The organism is Sorangium sp. So ce1036, assembly GCF_051369805.1.
GTDB lineage: Bacteria > Myxococcota_A > Polyangia > Polyangiales > Polyangiaceae > Sorangium > Sorangium cellulosum_F.
Window position 1 is genome coordinate 9,227,088 of sequence record NZ_JBBMOX010000001.1, and the last position, 18,051, is coordinate 9,245,138.

Annotated in this window: 9 protein-coding genes; 7 read left to right on the top strand and 2 right to left on the bottom strand. The window is 72.2% G+C overall.

Going from position 1 to position 18,051, the window contains the following annotated elements:
* Nucleotides 1-85: 85 nt before the first annotated feature.
* On the top strand, nucleotides 86-3,139 hold the full coding sequence (locus tag WMF31_RS34660) for an RHS repeat-associated core domain-containing protein (protein ID WP_436606043.1): 3,054 nt from the start codon (nucleotides 86-88) through the stop codon (nucleotides 3,137-3,139).
* Nucleotides 3,140-3,165: 26 nt separating this feature from the next.
* A complete protein-coding gene (locus WMF31_RS34665; protein ID WP_129344727.1) occupies nucleotides 3,166-3,930 on the top strand; it encodes a hypothetical protein in 765 nt (254 codons plus the stop codon).
* 41 nt (nucleotides 3,931-3,971) lie between these two features.
* Here the strand turns inward: WMF31_RS34665 and WMF31_RS34670 are convergent, their stop codons facing one another.
* A complete protein-coding gene (locus tag WMF31_RS34670) occupies nucleotides 3,972-5,135 on the bottom strand; it encodes an alpha/beta fold hydrolase (RefSeq protein ID WP_436606044.1) in 1,164 nt (387 codons plus the stop codon).
* Nucleotides 5,136-5,434: 299 nt separating this feature from the next.
* Here WMF31_RS34670 and WMF31_RS34675 point away from each other — a divergent pair, with 299 nt between their 5' ends.
* Both WMF31_RS34675 and WMF31_RS34680 read left to right on the top strand, forming a co-directional pair.
* A complete protein-coding gene (locus WMF31_RS34675) occupies nucleotides 5,435-6,373 on the top strand; it encodes a hypothetical protein (protein WP_436606045.1) in 939 nt (312 codons plus the stop codon).
* A gap of 27 nt (nucleotides 6,374-6,400) precedes the next feature.
* Entirely contained in the window at nucleotides 6,401-11,047 is a 4,647-nt protein-coding gene (locus WMF31_RS34680) for a sigma 54-interacting transcriptional regulator (protein WP_436606046.1), read from the top strand.
* 100 nt (nucleotides 11,048-11,147) lie between these two features.
* Here the strand turns inward: WMF31_RS34680 and WMF31_RS34685 are convergent, their stop codons facing one another.
* Nucleotides 11,148-11,738 carry a Uma2 family endonuclease gene (locus WMF31_RS34685; protein ID WP_436606047.1) on the bottom strand — a complete coding sequence of 197 codons (591 nt, stop codon included), beginning with the start codon at nucleotides 11,736-11,738 and terminating at the stop codon, nucleotides 11,148-11,150.
* 210 nt (nucleotides 11,739-11,948) lie between these two features.
* Here WMF31_RS34685 and WMF31_RS34690 point away from each other — a divergent pair, with 210 nt between their 5' ends.
* From WMF31_RS34690 to WMF31_RS34700, 3 genes are all read left to right on the top strand, one after another.
* On the top strand, nucleotides 11,949-12,275 hold the full coding sequence (locus WMF31_RS34690; RefSeq protein WP_436606048.1) for a hypothetical protein: 327 nt from the start codon (nucleotides 11,949-11,951) through the stop codon (nucleotides 12,273-12,275).
* A gap of 320 nt (nucleotides 12,276-12,595) precedes the next feature.
* Entirely contained in the window at nucleotides 12,596-16,606 is a 4,011-nt protein-coding gene (locus WMF31_RS34695; RefSeq protein ID WP_436606049.1) for an RHS repeat-associated core domain-containing protein, read from the top strand.
* A 56-nt stretch (nucleotides 16,607-16,662) separates the two neighbouring features.
* The gene (locus tag WMF31_RS34700) at nucleotides 16,663-17,988 is read left to right on the top strand and encodes a hypothetical protein (RefSeq protein ID WP_436606050.1); all 1,326 of its coding nucleotides are present in this window, start codon (nucleotides 16,663-16,665) and stop codon (nucleotides 17,986-17,988) included.
* Nucleotides 17,989-18,051: the final 63 nt, after the last annotated feature.

The following is an 18,051-nucleotide window of genomic DNA, read 5'->3' on the forward strand; positions in this document are numbered from 1 at the left end:
CTTTCTCATCCTTCACGTCAAAAATGACATCTTGTCATCTGTCGAACCTGACGTTCGCAAGCCGGGCCACATCAAGTAGCCTTGCATGAGCCGTGACGACCGCGCGGGATGCCTGGTCGCGGCAGTCGACGTGATGGGCGGCGTGGAGAGGTGCGAGGTCGACGTCCGCCACCGCATGACGTCGGCGACGCTGAAGAACGGCGAGCGGTTCTGGTACGCCTACGAGGACCGCCACGGATCCCGGTGCCGGAAGACGGGCGGAAACGACGGGCTGCACGAGGTCGAGCTCTGCCGCGACGCGCGGGCGAGGACGACCGAGGTCCGTGGCGAGGAGCCGCGGGTGTACACCTGGAACGCCGACGGCCTGGTGACGCGCGCCGCGCTGCCCGACGGGACGGTGCTGTGGGAGCGGGCGTACGACGAGGACGCGCGCCTGGTCGCGGAGGTGAACGGCGCGGGCGAGGGCGTGCAGCGCTGGTATGACGCGCGGGGCAACCTGATCCGCGAGGTCGACGCGCTCGGCAACGAGACGCGGTGGGAGGTCGAGGGCGACCTCGTGGTGCGGCAGCTCGGCCCCGAGGGGCTCGTGACGCAGGTGATCCGCGATGCGCGCGGCGAGGTGAGCGCGGTGCTGTTCCCGACGGGCGAGGCGTACGCGCTCGCGCGCGACGCGCACGGCCGCGTGACGGGCATCCACGGATACGGCGGCGGGCAGGGCGGCCTGCTGTTCGGCTACGAGCACGACGCGCGGCACAACGTGATCGCCGAGACCGACGCGCGCGGCGCGCGGACGACCTACGCGCACGACGGGATGGGCCGGCCGGTGTCGCAGACCGATGCGCTCGGGCGGACGACGCGCGTGGCGTACGACCGGATGGGCCGGCCGATCCGCGTCGAGCGGCCCGACGGGACGCGGACGGTCGCGACCTACGACCGCATGGGCAACCCGGTGCGGCTGGTCGATGCGCTGGGGCAGACGACGCAGCTCGCTTACCAGGGCACGGGCGTGCTGGCGCAGGTGGTCGAGCCGGGCGGGGGCGTGTGGCGCTTCGCGTACACGAAGAAGGAGCGGCTCCAGGTCGTCATCAACCCCAGGGGCGAAGAGTACGTCTTCCGTTATGACGATGCGGGCAGGGTCGGGCAGGAGGACACGTTCGATGGCCGCACGCTGCGCTACGGCTATCGCAGCTCGGGCCGGCTCGGGCGCATCGAGCACCGGGCGGACGAGACGTGGCGCAACCTGTTCCATGACCGCGCGGGGAACCTGATCGGCGACGAGACGCCGGACGGGGTGATCGGCTACGCGCGCGACCGGATGGGGCGGTTGATCGGCGCGGTGCTGGAGGAGGCGAGCGGGCAGCGCGTCGAGACGTGGTTCGAGCGCGACGCGTTCGGGCGCGTCGTGTGCGCGCGGCAGGGCGACAAGGTGGTGCGCTACGCCTACGACGCCCGCGGGCGGCGCGTCGAGCGGGTGATGCCGGACGGCGCGAGGACGCGGTATGTGTATGACGCGCTCGACGCGCTGAGCGCGATCGAGCACGACGGGCATCGGATGGCGTTCGAGCGCGACGTGCTCGGGCGGGAGATCCAGCGGACGAGCGCCAAGGCGGGCGAGGACGGCGCGGCGGGGATCGCGGTGCGGAGCGCCTACGACGCGATGGACCGGCTGATCGAGCAGCGCGCGACGGCGCCGGCGCCGGGGGTGCCGAAGGTGTTGGTCGCGCGGCAGTGGCTCTACGACGCGCGCGGGCGCGTCGAGCGCATCGACGACGCGCGCTGGGGGGCGACGGCGTACCGCTACGATCGCGTCGACAGGTTACTGTCCGCGCAGCGGGGGGAGCGACGCGAGGTCTTCACGTACGATCCGGCTGGCTCGATCACGCGGATGCTCGAGGAGCTCGCGGAGCGCGGCGGCGCGGGGGTGCTGGCGCAGGCGCAGCCGGCGCAGGACTGGATGCAGCCGTCGTGGCGGATCGAGCGCGGCGGCGTGCTGCGCAGGACCGAGGCGGCGGCGTACGAGGTCGACGCGCGCGGGCGGCGCACCGCCAAGGTGGAGCTGTCGCGCTACCGGGAGAACCACCCGAACGGCGGGGCCGCGACCGAGCAGGACCTGACCCGGTACACCTGGGACTGCCGCGACCGGCTGCGCGAGGTGCGGCTCCCGGATGGCACGCGGGTCGTCATGACCTATGACGCCTTCGGCAGGCGGATACGCAAGGAGGTGATCGGCGCGGCCCTGGTCGGCCGGCCCCGCGTGGTGGACTTCGTCTGGGATGGGGATGAGCTCGCCGCCGAGGTCGACAGGGAGCGAGGGGCGCGGACGTTCGTGCACGCGCCGGGGACGTTCGTCCCGCTGCTCCAGCAACAGGACGGGCGCGTGCTCACGTACATCAACGACCACCTCGGCATGCCGAAGGAGCTGCTCGACCCGGGCGGGCTCGTCGCGTGGGCGGCGGCGCACTCGGCCTGGGGCAAGGTCGTCGAGGTGCAGCGCGATCCGATCAGCGCGCTCAACCACAAGACGCCCGTGGAGTCGCCGTTCCGTCTGCTGGGGCAGTACGCCGACGAGGAGACGGGGCTCTGCTACACGCGGTTCAGGTTCTTCGATCCGGACAGCGGGGGCTGGTGCAGCCCGGATCCGATAAGACTGCTCGGTGGACTGAATTTGTTCGCCTGGGATGGAGATCCAGTAAACTCTGCCGATCCGTTAGGGCTCGCGGCGCTCTGTGGCAAAAGAAAGGAGAGGGCAAACAAGGTCCGCGAGAAGATCACGTCCGACATGAAGAACCCGGACAAGAGACCAAGGACAAACGTGGGCTCCCACGCTCATTTCGACGAGACCACGACAAAGGACATCCTTGCGAATCCAGACGCCGTATATTTGTCAGAGGGGAAGTCGGGACGAATGATCTTCCGAAAAGGCAACAACATTGTAGTGGTAGAGGGCCCCGGCAGCAGCCAAGGCACTGTCGTGACGGGCTACGGACCGGCAGGAAACAAGAACGCGAGCGGGGCTGCTGCGCTCGGCGGTCTCCCGACGGACCAAGGAGCCCCTGTGACGCACGACCAGATCACATCGGGCACCATCCCTTCAGCATCCGGCATGCCTATCCCCAAGGCGGAGCAGATATGGCCATGACCCGGGACGCCAGGGACGTATCCTCCGTGGAGATCCGCACGGCATCCTCGCCATCGATGGTGCATGCAGAGCTACTCTGGGGGCAAACCTTGCCGTTCGCCCCCGAATGGCAGTTTCGAACTCTCAGCGTCGGCCCGCGACGCTCATCGGCGGCATACAACACACACGTCGCCAACACCGTCGGAAGCAGCTATGATTTCGGCGACGAAATGCGCTTCGGAAACAAGGACGGCGCACTCCGCGGATTCGTGCTCACAATGCCGGACAAAAATGCAGAGCACGCAGACAGCATGCTCGACGCATGGCTATCAACACCTCGGCAGCAAGCCCTACTGCGACTCTCAACCCCCGCCCCCTTCGCCCTCGACGGGGCGGATGTTCGTGCCATCGATAAGCACGGAAGAGCGCTCTTGTCGGCATTCAATGTCGGCACACAGCCCGACACTCGGCGCCTACGCATCAGCGTCGCAACGGACACGGATTTCCTGTTCGCCGATGGCCGGTTCTGCGGATGGCTGCTCGTCAATCCAATGAGGCACCTTCGTCATGAACGCGCAAGCGACGAGGGCGCACGCTCTTCCGCCTCGACGGGCGGCGAGGCGCTGGCGTTACTGCACTCCTATTTGGCGCTGGTGGCGGACCCCAACATCGAGCTGATGGAAGATCAGAGCGCCAGCATGAAGACAGCGCTTATCAACCTAAAGCATCGAGCAATTCAAGCCTCGGCATGCGCACCTGAGGCGAGGGAGATCGCGGCACAGATCGACGAGCTTCTCGATCGATTCTATTGAGCGCCTCCGCGCTGCGGCACGCGATGCGGGCGTCGGTGCCGCTACGCGCTCAGCCGCTCCGGCTCCCTCGCCGCCGCCCGCCGGATCCGCGTCTTTAGCCAGGCCTCGATGAGCGGCCACACCGTGAGCGGCGCGTCCCGGCCGACGACGATGTCGAGGTGGCCGCGCGGGAACTCGCGGTACGTCCTGTCCGACGAGCGGCTGAAGTCGTACGCCGGCTTCACCGACGCGGGTGGCGCCAGGTCGTCGAGCGCCCCGGCGATGACCAGCAGCGGCAAGTCCATCTTCTCGAAGCGCTCGGCGTAGCCGAACAGGCTCCCCATGTGGTGGCCGCTCTTCCGCGACGCCGCCGCGTCCAGGAACATGTTCCGGAGCACCGTGATGCTGCCGCTGTCCATGGCGAGCGACATGTGCTGCGTGAGCACCCGCGTCTCCATCGAGCCCGGCACGAACCCCCGGATCGGCAGCGGGAAGATCGGGCTCTCGACGAACGCCCGCACCAGCCGGAACGGCTCCCCCCACGCCGAGAGCGGGACCGCCCCCTGCCCGAGCGGGACGCGGCGGTCCACGGTCAGCATCAGGCGGCCGAGCAGCGACAGCACCCGCGACCCGTGCGTGAACAGGTACGGGCTCCCGAGCGTGACGATCCCCCCCACCGCGTCGCCCATCGTCGGCGCGGTCGCGTAGCTCACGAGCCCCCCGAGCGAGTGCCCGATGAGGTAGACCGGCCGCGGGCCCGAGATGCGCCGGATCTCCTCGATCGCCGCCGGCACGTCCTCGCGGACGAAGTCGGTCACGTGGCCCGGCCGCCGCGCCCCGAGGTGCCGCGACCGCCCGTGCCCCCGGAGGTCCAGGTTGAAGACGTCGAACCCCGCCCGCGCCAGGTAGTTCGAGAAGCTGCGCGCCGGCAGGTGCCAGATGTAGCGGTTCTGGCCGTACCCGTGGATCAGGAGCACGCTGCCCACCGTGCCCCGCAGCCGCGCGCTCCGCTTGCGGATCATCGCGAGCGGCACGTCCCGCGCGACCAGCTCCCGGTCCACCGCCGGCTCCTCCACCCCCGGAGCGCGCGCCCCCTCGATCCCCCGGCTCGCCGGCGCGATCTCCGGCGCGGTGCTGCGGACCCGCACCACCACGAGCTCCTTGATGAACCTGTCCCGCTCATCGCGGTCGACCGTCTGCTCGACCTGGGACTGATGGAGGATCATTCCTTCCGTCTATTGCGGATTATTGCGCTGTGCGCAACCTCGGCCACGCGCGTGACGCGCAGCGGAAAAGCTCCGCCGTGGGCGCTTTTCGCAACCTCGGCCACGCGCGTGACGCGCAGCGGAAAAGCTCCGCCGTGGGCGGCCGGCGGGCGTCACACGGCGCTGCGTCTCGTGTACCCTCGCCCTCGGCTGGTCCCCGGCGAGCCGGGGCGCGCGCAGCGCCGGTGCACGCCGCCGGCGCGTCCGCTCTGCGGGGCGCGGATCCGGCCATGACCTCACGCATCGCCAGGTGACCTACAATGTACCACTGCAAGAGGAGTCGACGGCTCGCGGCCGGGGTGCATGCCCGGAGCGCCGCGCTCGCCGCGTCGCTCGGCGTCCTGTGCTTCGCTTCCAGCGCCCGCGCGCAGCTTCCGGATGACAGCGGCCCCGACGACCCCCGCGCCGCCGAGGAGCAGGCCGGGGGCGAGGCGGCGCAGGGCGACGCGACGCCGGCGGCCTCGGAGGAGAAGCCGAAGGCGCCCGAGGCCGAGGCCGAGCCGGCGGCGGACAACGCGCCGCTCGAGAAGGACGGCAAGGCCTACCGGTTCATCGGGCTGCGGTTCCGGAACGTCATCGTCCCGAAGTTCATGATCAACCTCTTCGCGGACGGCGGCGCGACCGTGAACGTGTTCACGGCCGGCCCGGAGCTCACGACCCGCAAGGACGGGTTCGAGATCGATCTGGCGATGTCCTACGCCGACTACTCGATGGATCCGTTCCTCTTCAAGGGGAAGAACGACGGCGACGACGCCTGGGAGATGGTGTCGAGCGACATGAAGCTGCTCTATCTCACGATGGATCTGCTCCACGAGATCCCGCTCGACCCGGAGGAGGGCCGCTTCTCGCTGCTGATCGGCGGCGGCGTCGGGCTCGGCGTCGTGTTCGGCAACCTCTACCGCGCGCAGGCGTACCCGAGCGACCCGCGCGCGACCCCCGATGACGTCGGCTCCTGGAGCCGGTGCTCGGGCCCGGGCGCCCCGAACGCGTTCTACTGCGATGCGGAGCACAGGCATTACGGCGACTACGACGAGCCGAGCTGGATCAACGGCGGATCGAAGCCGTCCGTGTTCCCCTGGATCTCGTTTCCGCAGGTGAGCTTCCGGTACAAGCCGATCAAGCAGCTGCAGACGCGGCTCGACGCCGGCCTCTCCATCACCGGGTTCTTCTTCGGGCTGTCCGCGGGGTATGGCCTCTGATCGAGGGACAGCGTGTCGAGGGACAGCGTGTCGAGGGGTAGCGTGACGCCGCAGCCGCTGTTTCCCCCGCGCTACGCGCCGATCGGGACGCTCGGAAAGGGCGGCGGCGGCGAGGTGTGGGCCGTGCGCGACCGGATCACCGGCAAGACGGTCGCGCTGAAGACGCTCGGCGAGGACGCGGACGAGCCCGAGGTGCTCGCGCTCGTCCGCGAGGCGGCCGCGCTGTCGGGCGTCGAGGGCCTGGGCGTGCCGCGGGTGCTGCGCTTCGGCCGGCTGCCCGGGTCGGGGCGGCCCTTCCTGGTGCGCGAGCTCGTCGAGGGGACGAGCCTCGCCGACCGGCTCGCGCAGAAGGGCGACCTGGAAAGGAACCTCGCCGCCATCGCCGACACCGCCGACCAGCTCACGCGCCTGCACCGCGCCCTCGTCCTGCACGGCGACGTGAAGCCCGCGAACATCATCGTCGGCGAGGGCGGGCGCGCCACGCTCGTCGACCTCGGCCTGTCCGCGCCGTTCCGGGACAACGGCTCGCGGCCCGTGGGCCTCACGCCCCGCTACGCCGCGCCCGAGCTGTTCCAGGGCGACCCGCTCACGGTCCGCGCCGAGGTGTTCGCGCTCGGCGCGACGCTCGCCGAGGCGCTCCGCGAGAGCGGGGGCGAGCGCGATCCCGAGATCGTCGAGGCGCTCCGGGCCGTCGTCGAGCGGGCGACCGAGAGGGACCCGATCGCGCGCTACCCGAGCGCGGACGAGCTCGCGAACGCGCTCCGGCGCGCGGCGCGGCTCCCCCGCGCGCCGGACGAGGAGGCCGCGGCGTCGTGCGAGGCGCGCGAGCGGCCCGAGGCGGACGCGGTGGTGTGGCCCATCGTCGGCCTCGACGCGCCGTCCGCGCGGCTGCACGCGCAGATCACGGCCCTCGGCGCGGGCGGCGAGCTCGCGATCGTCGGGCCGCCCGGGTCGGGGCGGAGCGCGCTGCTCCGGCGCGTCGCGTGGTCGCTGGAGGTCGGCGGGGACGCGGTCGCGTGGATCGAGGCGGGCAGCGTGGCCGACCCGCGCGAGGCGCTCGCGATCGAGCTGTCGGGCCACGACCTCGGCCAGGTGACGGCGCTCGTCGACGACGCCGACCGGCTCGGCCCCGCGGCGCTCGAGCGGCTCGACGAGGTGCGCGAGGCCGGCGGCAAGCTCGTGCTGGTCGTCAGGGCGCAGGCCGCGGGCGCCGGGGCCGCGGACGTCCTCGCCGGGCGCGCGCCCGAGCTCTTCGCGATGGAGCCGCTCGAGGAGCAGGCCGCCCGCGAGCTCGTGCAGCGCACCATCCCGTCGCTGAGCGACGCGGTGGCCGCGCACGTCGTCGCGCGCGCGGGGCGGTGGCCGGGGCGCATCCGGGAGATCGTCCGGCGCATCGCGCGCGCGCCCGTCGCCTCGACCGACGACGTCGACGCGCTGCTCGACGCGCCCCCCTCCTCGGGCGGGGCGGCGACCTCCCCGGGCGGCGCGGAGGGGGCGTCGATGCCGCCCGCGGAGATCCACCGGCTGCTCGATCGCGGCCACTTCGGCGCGGCCGCGGAGGCGCTCGAGCGCTGCCAGGGCGACGGCGCGCCCGCCGTGGTGATCGCGCGCGCGCGGCTCGCCATGAACCGCGGCGACCCCGCGCGGGCGCTCGCCGAGCTGCACCGCGTGAAGGACGAGGTCGAGGCCTCGGGCGACCGGGCGCAGGCCGCGTTCTGGTCGCTGCAGATGGCCCGGGCCCTGGTCCGCGCCGGCGACTACGGCGAGGCGGAGCGCCGCGCGGGCGAGGCCGCGGAGCGGGTGGGCCCGATCCGGCTCGAGGCGGAGCCCTCCGCCGAGCCGGCCGCGCGGCCCGCGCCGGCCGGCGCGTTCGGCGCCTCGCCCGAGGCGATCCTCGCCGAGGCGGTCGCGATGCGCGGGCTCGCCCAGAGCTTCGCCTCGCGGCACGAGGAGGCGAAGCGCACGCTCGAGCAGGCGGTCCGGCTCGCGCGGCTCACGGGCGAGCCGCGGATCCTGTCGGTCGCGCTCGTCTCGCTCGCCTTCGCGCTCCAGCGGGACGACCGCCTCAGCGAGGCCAAGGCCGCGTACGAGGAGGCGCTCTCGGCGGCGGAGCAGGCCGGCGACGCGGGCACGCTCACGACGACCCGGCTGAACCTCGCCGGCATCGCGAAGCTCCAGGGCGACCTGGCCGCGGCGATCCGCCACCTCGAGGCCGCGGTCGACCTGGGCCAGCGCTCGGGCCGGGTGGCGACGCTCCGGCAGGCGCTGCTCAACCTGTCGAACCTCGACCTCTACCTCGGGCGGCTCGCGCGGGCGCGGGTGTCGATCGACGCGCTCGCGGCCCAGCGCGCCGACCTCGCGCCGCAGCAGCACGCGCAGCTGCTCGCGCTCGAGGCGGAGCACGCGGCGCGCTCCGGCGACCTCGAGCGGGCCGAGCGGCTCTGCCTCGAGTGCGCCGAGGCGTACGAGGCGATGGGCCGGCGGGTCGACGCGGTCGAGGCGCGGCTCGAGCGCGTGCTCTTCGCCGTGGCGCGCCCCGGCGCGGACACGCGCGCGCTCGGCGAGGAGATCGACGCGGCCGCCGCGCGGCTCGGGAGCACCGGGGCGCACCGGGCGCTGCTGGCGCTCGCGCGCGGGCGCGTCGCGGCGCTCGCGCGCGACGAGCAGCGGGCGCGCGCCGCGTACGACGAGGCGCTCGAGGCGGCGCGCGCGGCGGGCCAGCGCGACTGGATCTGGCGCGCGCTGGAGGCGCGGGCCCAGCTCGAGGCGGAGCGGGGGCACCTCGTCCGGGCGCGCCACGACCGCGAGGAGGCGCTGATCACGCTGGAGGAGATCGCCTCGAAGCTGCCGCGCGACCTCCGGGAGGTCTTCTGGAACGACGCGCGCCGCAAGGAGATCCGGGCGGCCGCGATGCTCGATCTGATGAGCGGCCGCACCGTGCCGTTCACCCAGAGCGCCGGGCCCCCCGGCGAGGACCGGCTGGCGCGGGTGCTGGAGATCAACCGGGCGATCGCGGGCGAGCACGACCTCGGCCGCCTGCTCGCGAAGGTGACCGACCACGCCATCGCGCTCCTCAGCGCCGAGCGCGGGTTCATCATCCTGCAGCGGCCGCCGCGCGACGAGCCGCGGCCCGCCACGGGCGAGGGCGCCGTGGACCTGTCGATCCACGCCTCGCGCGACCAGGCCGGCGACGACCCGCACGCGCGCTTCTCCAGCTCGATCGCCGAGCGGGTGATCTCCACCGGCGAGCCGGTCGTGACCGCGAGCGCGCGGGACGACGCGCGCATGAGCGATTACGTCTCGGTCCACCAGCTCATGCTGCAGTCGGTCGCGTGCGTGCCGATCCGGGTGCGGAGCGGGCAGGTCATCGGCGCGCTGTACCTGGAGACGCGCCTGCGGCCGGCGGCGAAGTTCGAGGCCGAGCTGCCCACGCTGACGGCGCTGTCGGACCAGATCGCGATCGCGATCGAGACGGCGCGGCTCGTCAGCGAGAACGAGCGCCGCGCCCGCGAGCTCGAGCGCGCGAACGAGGAGCTGCGCGCCGCGCGCGCCAAGCTGGAGGAGCTGCTCGGCCACAGGACCGCGCAGCTCGCCGCGACGCGGCGCGACCTGCGCTCGGCGCGCGCGGTGCTGCGCGGCCACTTCGGCTACGAGGGGCTGGTCGGCACGAGCGAGGCGATGCGCCGCGTGTACGCGCTGATCGACCGGGTGAAGGACACGGACATCCCGATCCTCATCACCGGCGAGAGCGGGACGGGCAAGGAGGTGGTCGCCCGGACGATCCACAACGCGAGCCCGCGGGCGAAGAAGCCGTTCGTCGGCGTCAACTGCGGCGCGATCCCGGAGCACCTGCTGGAGAGCGAGCTCTTCGGCCACGTCCGCGGCGCCTTCACGGGCGCGGACCGCGACCGCAAGGGGCTGTTCCGGGAGGTGACGGGGGGCACCATCCTGCTCGACGAGATCGGGGAGATGCCGCAGAAGATGCAGGCGGGGCTGCTCCGGGTGCTGCAGGAGAAGGTGGTCCGCCCGGTCGGGGGCGCGCGGGAGGAGCCGGTCGACGCGCGCGTCATCGCGGCGACGCACCGGGATCTCGGCGACATGGTCTCGCGCGGCGCGTTCCGCGAGGATCTGTTCTACCGGCTGCTCGTCGTCGAGGTGCGCATCCCGCCGCTGCGCGAGCGGATCGAGGACATCCCGCTGCTCATCGACCATTTCCTCGGGATCTTCGCGGCGCGCTACGGCCGCGATCGCCGCAGCGTGTCCCGCGCCGCGCTGAAGCGGCTGTCGGCGTACGGCTGGCCGGGCAACGTGCGGCAGCTCGAGAACGTGCTGCTCAACGCGTGGGTGCTGTCGGACCGGCCCGAGCTGGAGAGCGACGACTTCGAGCTGCCCGACGCGGCGCCCCGGTCGCTGCGGGGCGGCGAGGCCGCGCCGCGCAACGACCGCGGCGCGGCCGGCGGCGGGGCCCCCGCGGCGAGCGCAGGCCGGAGCGCGCCGCCGTCGAGCGAGCCGCGCCGCGTGGAGACGTCGCTCGACGCGCACAAGGCGAGCGAGCGGGAGCGGATCCTGGTCGCGCTGTCGAGCTGCAACTGGAACCGGGTGAAGGCGGCGCAGATCGTGGGCCTGCCGCGCCGCACGTTCTACCGGCGCCTGAAGGAGTACGGGATCCAGTGACGCGGGGGCCGCGCCCGGGGCGGGGCGCGGCCGCCCTCGCCGCGGCAGGGGGCCTCGGGCCGCTCCTCGCCGATCTCCCTGGCCGACGCCCACCCCCCCGCTACTTCGCCCAGAGCACCGAGAGGTCGAGCTCGATGGCGTCGAAGGGCTCGACGCGGACGCGCGCGGCGTCGCGGTGGACGACCGGGGGCCCCCAGCGACGATCCGCACCGAGCACGTGAGTCTCCAGCGTCCGCGCGATCGGGTCGACCAGCCACGCGTACCGCGCGCCCTCGCGCGCGTAGACGGGCATCTTCTCGTTGCGGTCGAAGGCCGCCGTCGACGGGCTCAGGACCTCGCAGATCCAGTCCGGGGCGAGCGCGAAGTAGGCCGTCTCGGGCAGCTCGGGCATGCGCTCGCGACGCCAGCCGGCGAGGTCCGGCACGAGCGCCTCCTCCTCGCCCGGCACCTCCGGGTCGGGGAAGTGCAGCTCGGGCTCGGGGAGGATCCACCATCCGCCCGGACCGCCACGACCTCGGTGGAAGGGGCCGAAGAGCTCGCCCAGCAGGGCTCCCTCGGCGTTCGCGTGCCGCGGCGCCGGGCGGGGGAACACGTGCAGGGTGCCGCGGACGAGCTCCGCCACCTTGTGCGGCGGGACGGCTTCCAGGTCGGCGTACGTGGCGCGGCGCTGCTTCTCAGCGGGCTGACCCATGCCCGAAGCCTGCCGGGCGGCGGGCGGCGCCGCAAGGCGGCGAGGAGCAGGGCCAGGCGGTGCGCGGGCGGGGCGTTCATGCGCAGCGCGCCTCGCCCGCGAGGTCTGGCGATGTTACATAGGCGCACGGAGCGATCGGTGGGCGCCGATCCTCGAAGAACCCCGGGGAACGAAGCACTTCACGCCCCCACCTTCCGGATACGGGATCCAGTGAGCGATCGATCGAACCTCGCCGCCACCGTCGACGGCGCGCCGCTCTCGGACGAGGAGGCGCGGGATCTGTGGACACGGTTCAGCCGGCACATGGACGAGCACCGCGGCGACGCGGCGGGCTTCGCGCGGGAGAACGGCTACGTCAGCGTGACGCCGACGTTCGCCCGCGGGCGCGCGCTGCTGGTGGTCCGGACGACGGAGGCGCCGCCGGAGCCGCCGGCCCCGCGCCCCCGCGCGGACAGGCCGGCCGCGCGCGCTGCCGGGGGGAGGCCGGCCGCGCGCCCCGGCGGCGGGAAGCGGCCCCCGCGCGGCCGGCGGCGCTGAAGCGCGCGCCGGGCGGGGCGGAGCGCGAGGTCCAGCCGTCCGGCTGAGGCGGTGAGGCGATGCGCCGCGGGGGCCCCGGCATGCGGCCGCGCGTGGGGGGACGCGCCCCGGCGTGCAGCCGCCCGTGGGGGGACGCCCTCCGGCGTGCAGCCGCCCGTGGGGGGACGCCCTCCGGCGTGCAGCCGCCCGTGGGGGGACGCCCTCCGGCATGCAGCCGCCCGTGGGGGGACGCGCCCCGGCGTGCAGCCGCCCGTGGCCGTGGGGACGCACGGACCAGGGGCGGCTTGCGACCGGCGCATTTCGTAGTCGAGCATACGCGAATGGCACGAACGGCGCCCATCCCCAACATCCCAGCGATCCCCGGCATGAACCCCGGCGTCTTCATCCTGGGCGGCGGCGGGAGCGGCGGGGGTGGCAACGGCCGCGGCGGCGACGGCCGCGGTGACGACCAGGGCGGCGACGGGAAGAACGGCGGCAACGGCCCGCGCGGCGGCGGCAAGGACGCGGCGCGCTGCGGGCCAGGCAGCGGCGGCGGGTGCCCCAACCCCACGCACGGCAGCGGCGGCGGCACGCACGCGGGCGATCCGGTCGATCCGATCAGCGGGCGGGTCTACACGGTCGCGGTCGTCGATCTCGCGCTGCCCGGCCCGATCCCGCTCGTGGTCGAGCGCAGCTACAGCTCGGCGCTCGCCGACGAGGACTGCGGCCTCGGCTTCGGCTGGACGCACTCCCTGGCATGGCAGGTCGAGGAGCGGCGCCGGGGCGTGCGGGTGCTGGCGCCGCACGCGGCGGCGACAGAGCTGCCGAGGAAACTCGAGCCGGGCGAGTCGGCGCGGCTGCCGTGCGGGGTGCTCACGCGGTACGCGTGGGGCTATGCGCTCGCGGCCGACGGGCTCGCGTACCTGTTCGCGGAGGCGCGCGGCAGCCGGTGGCTCCTGAGCCGGATCGCCGACCTGCACGACAACCGGATCGAGCTCCTCTACGAGGAAGGCCGCCTCGTGCAGGTCATCGACAGCGTGGGCCGGGTCGTGCGCGTGCGGCGGCACCGGGACGGGCACATCGCGGCGTTCGAGGTCAAGAACGCCTCCGCGCAAGGCCGGTGGGTGGCGCGGCGCAGGTACGCGTTCGACGCGCGCGGCGATCTGGTCGCGGCCGAGGACGCCGCGGGGTACGCGCACCGCTTCAGCTACGACGAGGACCACCGCCTGGTGCGGCGCGAGGAGCCCGGCGGGCTCGTGGCGGAGTACCGTTACAAGGACGGGCGCTGCGTCGAGACCTGGTGCCACCGCGCGGGCAACGACGCGCTCGACGACGGCGTGCCGGAGGCGCTGAGCGACGGCTCGCGGGCCAAGGGATTCCTGCACGTGAAGGTCGAGCATCACGGCGAGGCGCTCACGGAGGTGATCACCTCGCGCGCCATCCGCCGCGTCGACGGCAACGCCCTCCACAAGCTCGACAGGATGGTCTGGGGCGGCGGCAGCGGCGTGCACACCTTCCGCTACGACGACGCGGGCGCGCTGCTCGAGTACGAGGATGCGCTTCAACAGGTCTTCCGCTGGGAGCGCGACGCCGAGGGGCGGCTCGTGGCCGAGGTCGACCCCATGGGCAACCGCACCTGCTACGAGCACGACGCGCGCGGCTTCGTCTCGGCCGTGACCGACGCGCTCGGCGGCGCCGCGCGCTACGAGCGCGACGCGCGCGGCAACGTGGTCGCCGTCCACGACGACGCGGGCTTCGTCGTGGGCTTCGCGTACGACAGCCGCGGCTTGCTCACAGGCGCGACCCTCCCGAACGGCGGCGAGACGCGTATGGAGTACGACGCGCTCGGAAACCGCGTGCGCGTCGTCGAGCCCGACGGCAGCGAGCGGCGCATCCGCCACGACTTCCTCGGCCGGGTGATGGGCTTCACCGACGCGCGGGGGAACGAGACGCGCTTCGCCTACGACGCCTGCGGGCGGCTCTGCGCCGTGTTCGGGCCGGGTGGCGCGGTGACGCGGTACGACTTCGACGCCGACGGGAACCTGAGCAGGATCACGGACGCCGACGGGCGCACGACCACGCTGCGCTGGGGCGGGTTCCACGTCGTCACCGAGCTGGTGCGGCCTGATGGGACCAAGGTCCGGTACCGGTACGACCGCGAGCAGGACCTGGTGCGCATCGTCAACGAGGCGGGCGAGGAGCACCGGATCGAGCGCGATGGCGAGGGGCGCATCACCGGCGAGCGGACCTTCGATCGGCGGGAGATCGACTACCGGCTCGATCTGCAGGGCAGGATCACGCGGATCCGGTGCGGCCTCGCCACGGTCGACGTCGAGTACGACGCGCTCGGAAGGATCGTCAAGCGCAGCACGTCCGACGGGCGCGAGGATGCGTTCGAGTACGACCCGATCGGAAGGATCGAGCGCGCGGTGAGCGGCGATGTCGAGTGCGCGTACACCTACGATGCGCGGGGCCGGGTGCTCACCGAGGTGACGCGGCGGGGTGGCGAGGTGCTCGCGGCCTTCGCGTGGACCTACGACGTGATGGGCAAGGCCGTTTGCGTGCGCGGACCGGGCGGTGCCCTGAGCGTGCAACGTGACGTGATGGGGCGGCCGGTCGCGGTGCGGGTGGGCGACCAGGGCGAGCCGCTGCGCTTCACGTACGATGCAGGGGGCCACGAGTTCGAGCGGCTCCTGCCCGGCGGCGGAAAGATCGCTACTGAGGTCAACGCCGAGGGGCTGATCGCGCAGCAGCGCGTGCTTGGCAAAGCGAGAGCGCCGCGCGTCGGGCCCGGCGAGCCCGCCTGGGTCGGGCCGCTCGAGGCGCCGGAGACCTGGCGCCGGGCGTATGCGTGGTCGCCCGCAGGGCTGCTGCGCGCCGACGAGGACCTCGGCGGGAAGATGGGAGAGATGCTCCGCGACGGGAACGGCCGCGTCCTCGAGCGGCGCAAGGCCGGCAAGGTGGCAGAGCGGTTCGCGTTCACCGCGGCGGGAGATCTCGAGCGGGCGGGCGAGCGGCGGACCTACGGGCCTGGAGGGCGGTTGACGACGCGCACGACGGGACGAGAGACCGTGCGCTATGCGTACAGCGAGCGCGGCGACGTCGTCGAGAAGCGCGTGAGCGGGCACGACGGCGGAGACGAGCGCGTCTGGCGATACGAATGGAGCGCCGATGGACGGCTGCTGGAGGTGCGAGCGCCGGAGGGGCAGACGATCACCTTTGCGTACGACGCCTTCGGCCGCAGGATCGAGAAGCGCGTGGCGCTCGCCGGGAAGGTCGAGCGCGTGACCCGGTATGCGTGGCGTGGGGACGTGCTGGTGCACGAGCGCTGCGAGCGGGCGCTGGAGGCGGGTGAGCCCGTCGTGGAGGAGCGGAGCTATGCGACGCTGCCCGAGAGCCTGTTGCCGCTGGCGCAGATCGACGGCGCGACGGGGGCGCTCAGGTACTTCGTGCACGGGGTGAACGGCTTCCCCGAGGCGCTGGTCGAGGGAGATGGGCGAATCGCCGGGGCGATCGCGGCGGGGCTGTACGGGGACGTGCCGACAGAGCAGGCGGGAATCACGCCGCTGCGGCTTCCAGGGCAGTACGCCGACGAGGAGACGGGGCTCCACTGCAACTGGCACAGGTACTATGATCCGGAGGCCGGGGAGTACCTCAGCCCGGAGCCGATCGGGATCGAGGGAGGGCTCAAGGCGTATGCATATATCGACAACTACCCGACGGAATGGATCGACTTCAACGGTCTTGCGCGGATGGAGTGCACTGTCACGCGGACCGATGGCTCAACAATCCAAGCATTGAGCCGCGGTCGTCGCCGGAGCGATCTCCATCCGGCCGTCCAGGCGGCGCTCCCCCCCTCGAACGCCCGCGGCCAAGATGCAACCGTCCAGCCGGAGAGCTGCGCCGAACCGCAAGCTTTGAGCGATCATCTATCGGATTGGGAGAACAGAACCGGACTATCCTGCCGGCCCGGCGATCCGAATTGGAGGAATCACCTACGATCTGCGATGAGCGAAATCAACCGGAACGGAGGCATCGCCTCCTCGATGGCAGGAGTCCCACGCGCATCATGCCCCAACTGCTCACAAACAATTCCGCGTCTCTATGCGCTCGCGGGGATGGATCCGCCGAATGGAGTGATCCCTCCAGGGTATCAGGACCAGGGGCGCAGCGGCGCCCAGACGAGGACCACGAGCCCCGCGGAAGGGTTCATCACCAACCGGAGCAATCGCGCGGCTTCCAGCTTCAGCGATCCACGAAACCGCAGTGGGACGCCGGGTCAGGCTCCAGTACGCAGCGGCCCAGGCACGTGGACGTACGATGAAGATCGCGGATTCTGGCACCGTCATTGAGCTGCATCGCATATCCTTGCCGTGCGACCGCAAAGGCTCTTGAGGAGACCAACATCGTGACAGATCTTCCCATGAGAGCAGACCATCAGGACGTGCTTCCCCAAGGGGCCTTTGAGCTCGAGCTGTATCAACCGGACGCATCACAGCGCGCACTGCTGCGCATTCTCGGTAACATCTTCGAGCAGCGCCTCGATGTCGGCGGCGCTCGTGAAACCATACGTCAGCGCTACGACGGCGCGCTCGTGGCCGTGACGGTGTTCGAGCATCACATAACGAAGCTCCTGGCCGCGGGCTTCTGCCATGTCTCGCCGCCGCCTTCACCCTATGACGACGTCGAGTCGCTCATCGACGAGGAGCCCGAGGAGCCGGCCGGATACCTGCTCCTCGCGGAGCTGCTCCAGGCATCAGGCGATCCACGTGGAGAGCTGATCGAAATAAGCGCTGCGCGTCTGAAAGCGGACACGCCGGAGTTGCGTAAGCGCGAGGAGGATCTGCTCCGAGCGCATGAGCCTCGCCTCTTCGGCGCGCTCGATGATGTACGGGATGCTCTTCCAGGTACGCTCTGGTACGAGAAGCTCCTCGGTTTTGTTCGCGAAGCTTCCATAGCGGACGCCGATGCGGTCGTCCTCGCGGATGAGTTCGAACCACCGCTGCTGCGCACCGATCGACGCGAGCTCGGCTTCGATCCCCGCGTCGAGCGGCCTGCGCCGCACACGTACGCCGTCCACGCGCTCCGCCGCCTGCTGCACCATCCTGCCGGACGCTTCATCCGCCGGCTCCGCCTCGATATCAACGCGGAGATCGAGCCTATCCTGGCCCTCCTCGTGGAACACGACCGCATCGACCGCGTCTCACACCTGACCGTCGCCTCGCGAGCCGCACGCGCGCTGGGGCTATCATTGCCAGGATTGCTCTCCCTCGCCTGCTACGCGCGATCCCTCGACCCCTGCACCGCTGTGCCACTGTCCCAGCTCGTGCGCGTGACGGTTCGCTGGGAAGCGACGGCTCTGTCCTCGGTCCTGGCTGCGCTGCACCCAACCCGCCTCCCGGCGCTTCAGCACCTTTGCTTATGGGACGCTCCACTCGACGCGAGGTCGACCGCCGTGCTGCTCGATGACCCCATCATAGGGCAGCTCAAGAGTCTCGATCTCTGGTCGCAGGTCGCGCCTCGACGCGGAATGTACGAGGCGCTGCTCGACAAGCGCGGGGAGCTCGCTCATCTACAGCGACTCGTCCTCGCGCTCCATGGCGCCCCGGCCGATCTCGTCGCCCAGTTCGCCGACTGGCCCGCCGTCGTCTGGGCGGACCGGAGCCGCGCGGGCCTGGAAGAAGCAGATCGAGAAGCGATCGCAGGTTTCCCTCTCGGAGGATTCCTCTTTTGACCCCGTTCAACACCGATGGGTTCGAGAAGCTCGCTTCAGCAGCGCTGTTGCTCCAGCTACGTC

Coding starts and splice junctions, on each gene's coding strand:
- WMF31_RS34660 (WP_436606043.1), top strand. CDS start 86: ATGAGCCGTGACGACCGCGCGGGATGCCTGGTCGCGGCAGTCGACGTG.
- WMF31_RS34670 (WP_436606044.1), bottom strand. CDS start 5,135: ATGATCCTCCATCAGTCCCAGGTCGAGCAGACGGTCGACCGCGATGAG.
- WMF31_RS34675 (WP_436606045.1), top strand. CDS start 5,435: ATGTACCACTGCAAGAGGAGTCGACGGCTCGCGGCCGGGGTGCATGCC.
- WMF31_RS34685 (WP_436606047.1), bottom strand. CDS start 11,738: ATGGGTCAGCCCGCTGAGAAGCAGCGCCGCGCCACGTACGCCGACCTG.
- WMF31_RS34695 (WP_436606049.1), top strand. CDS start 12,596: ATGGCACGAACGGCGCCCATCCCCAACATCCCAGCGATCCCCGGCATG.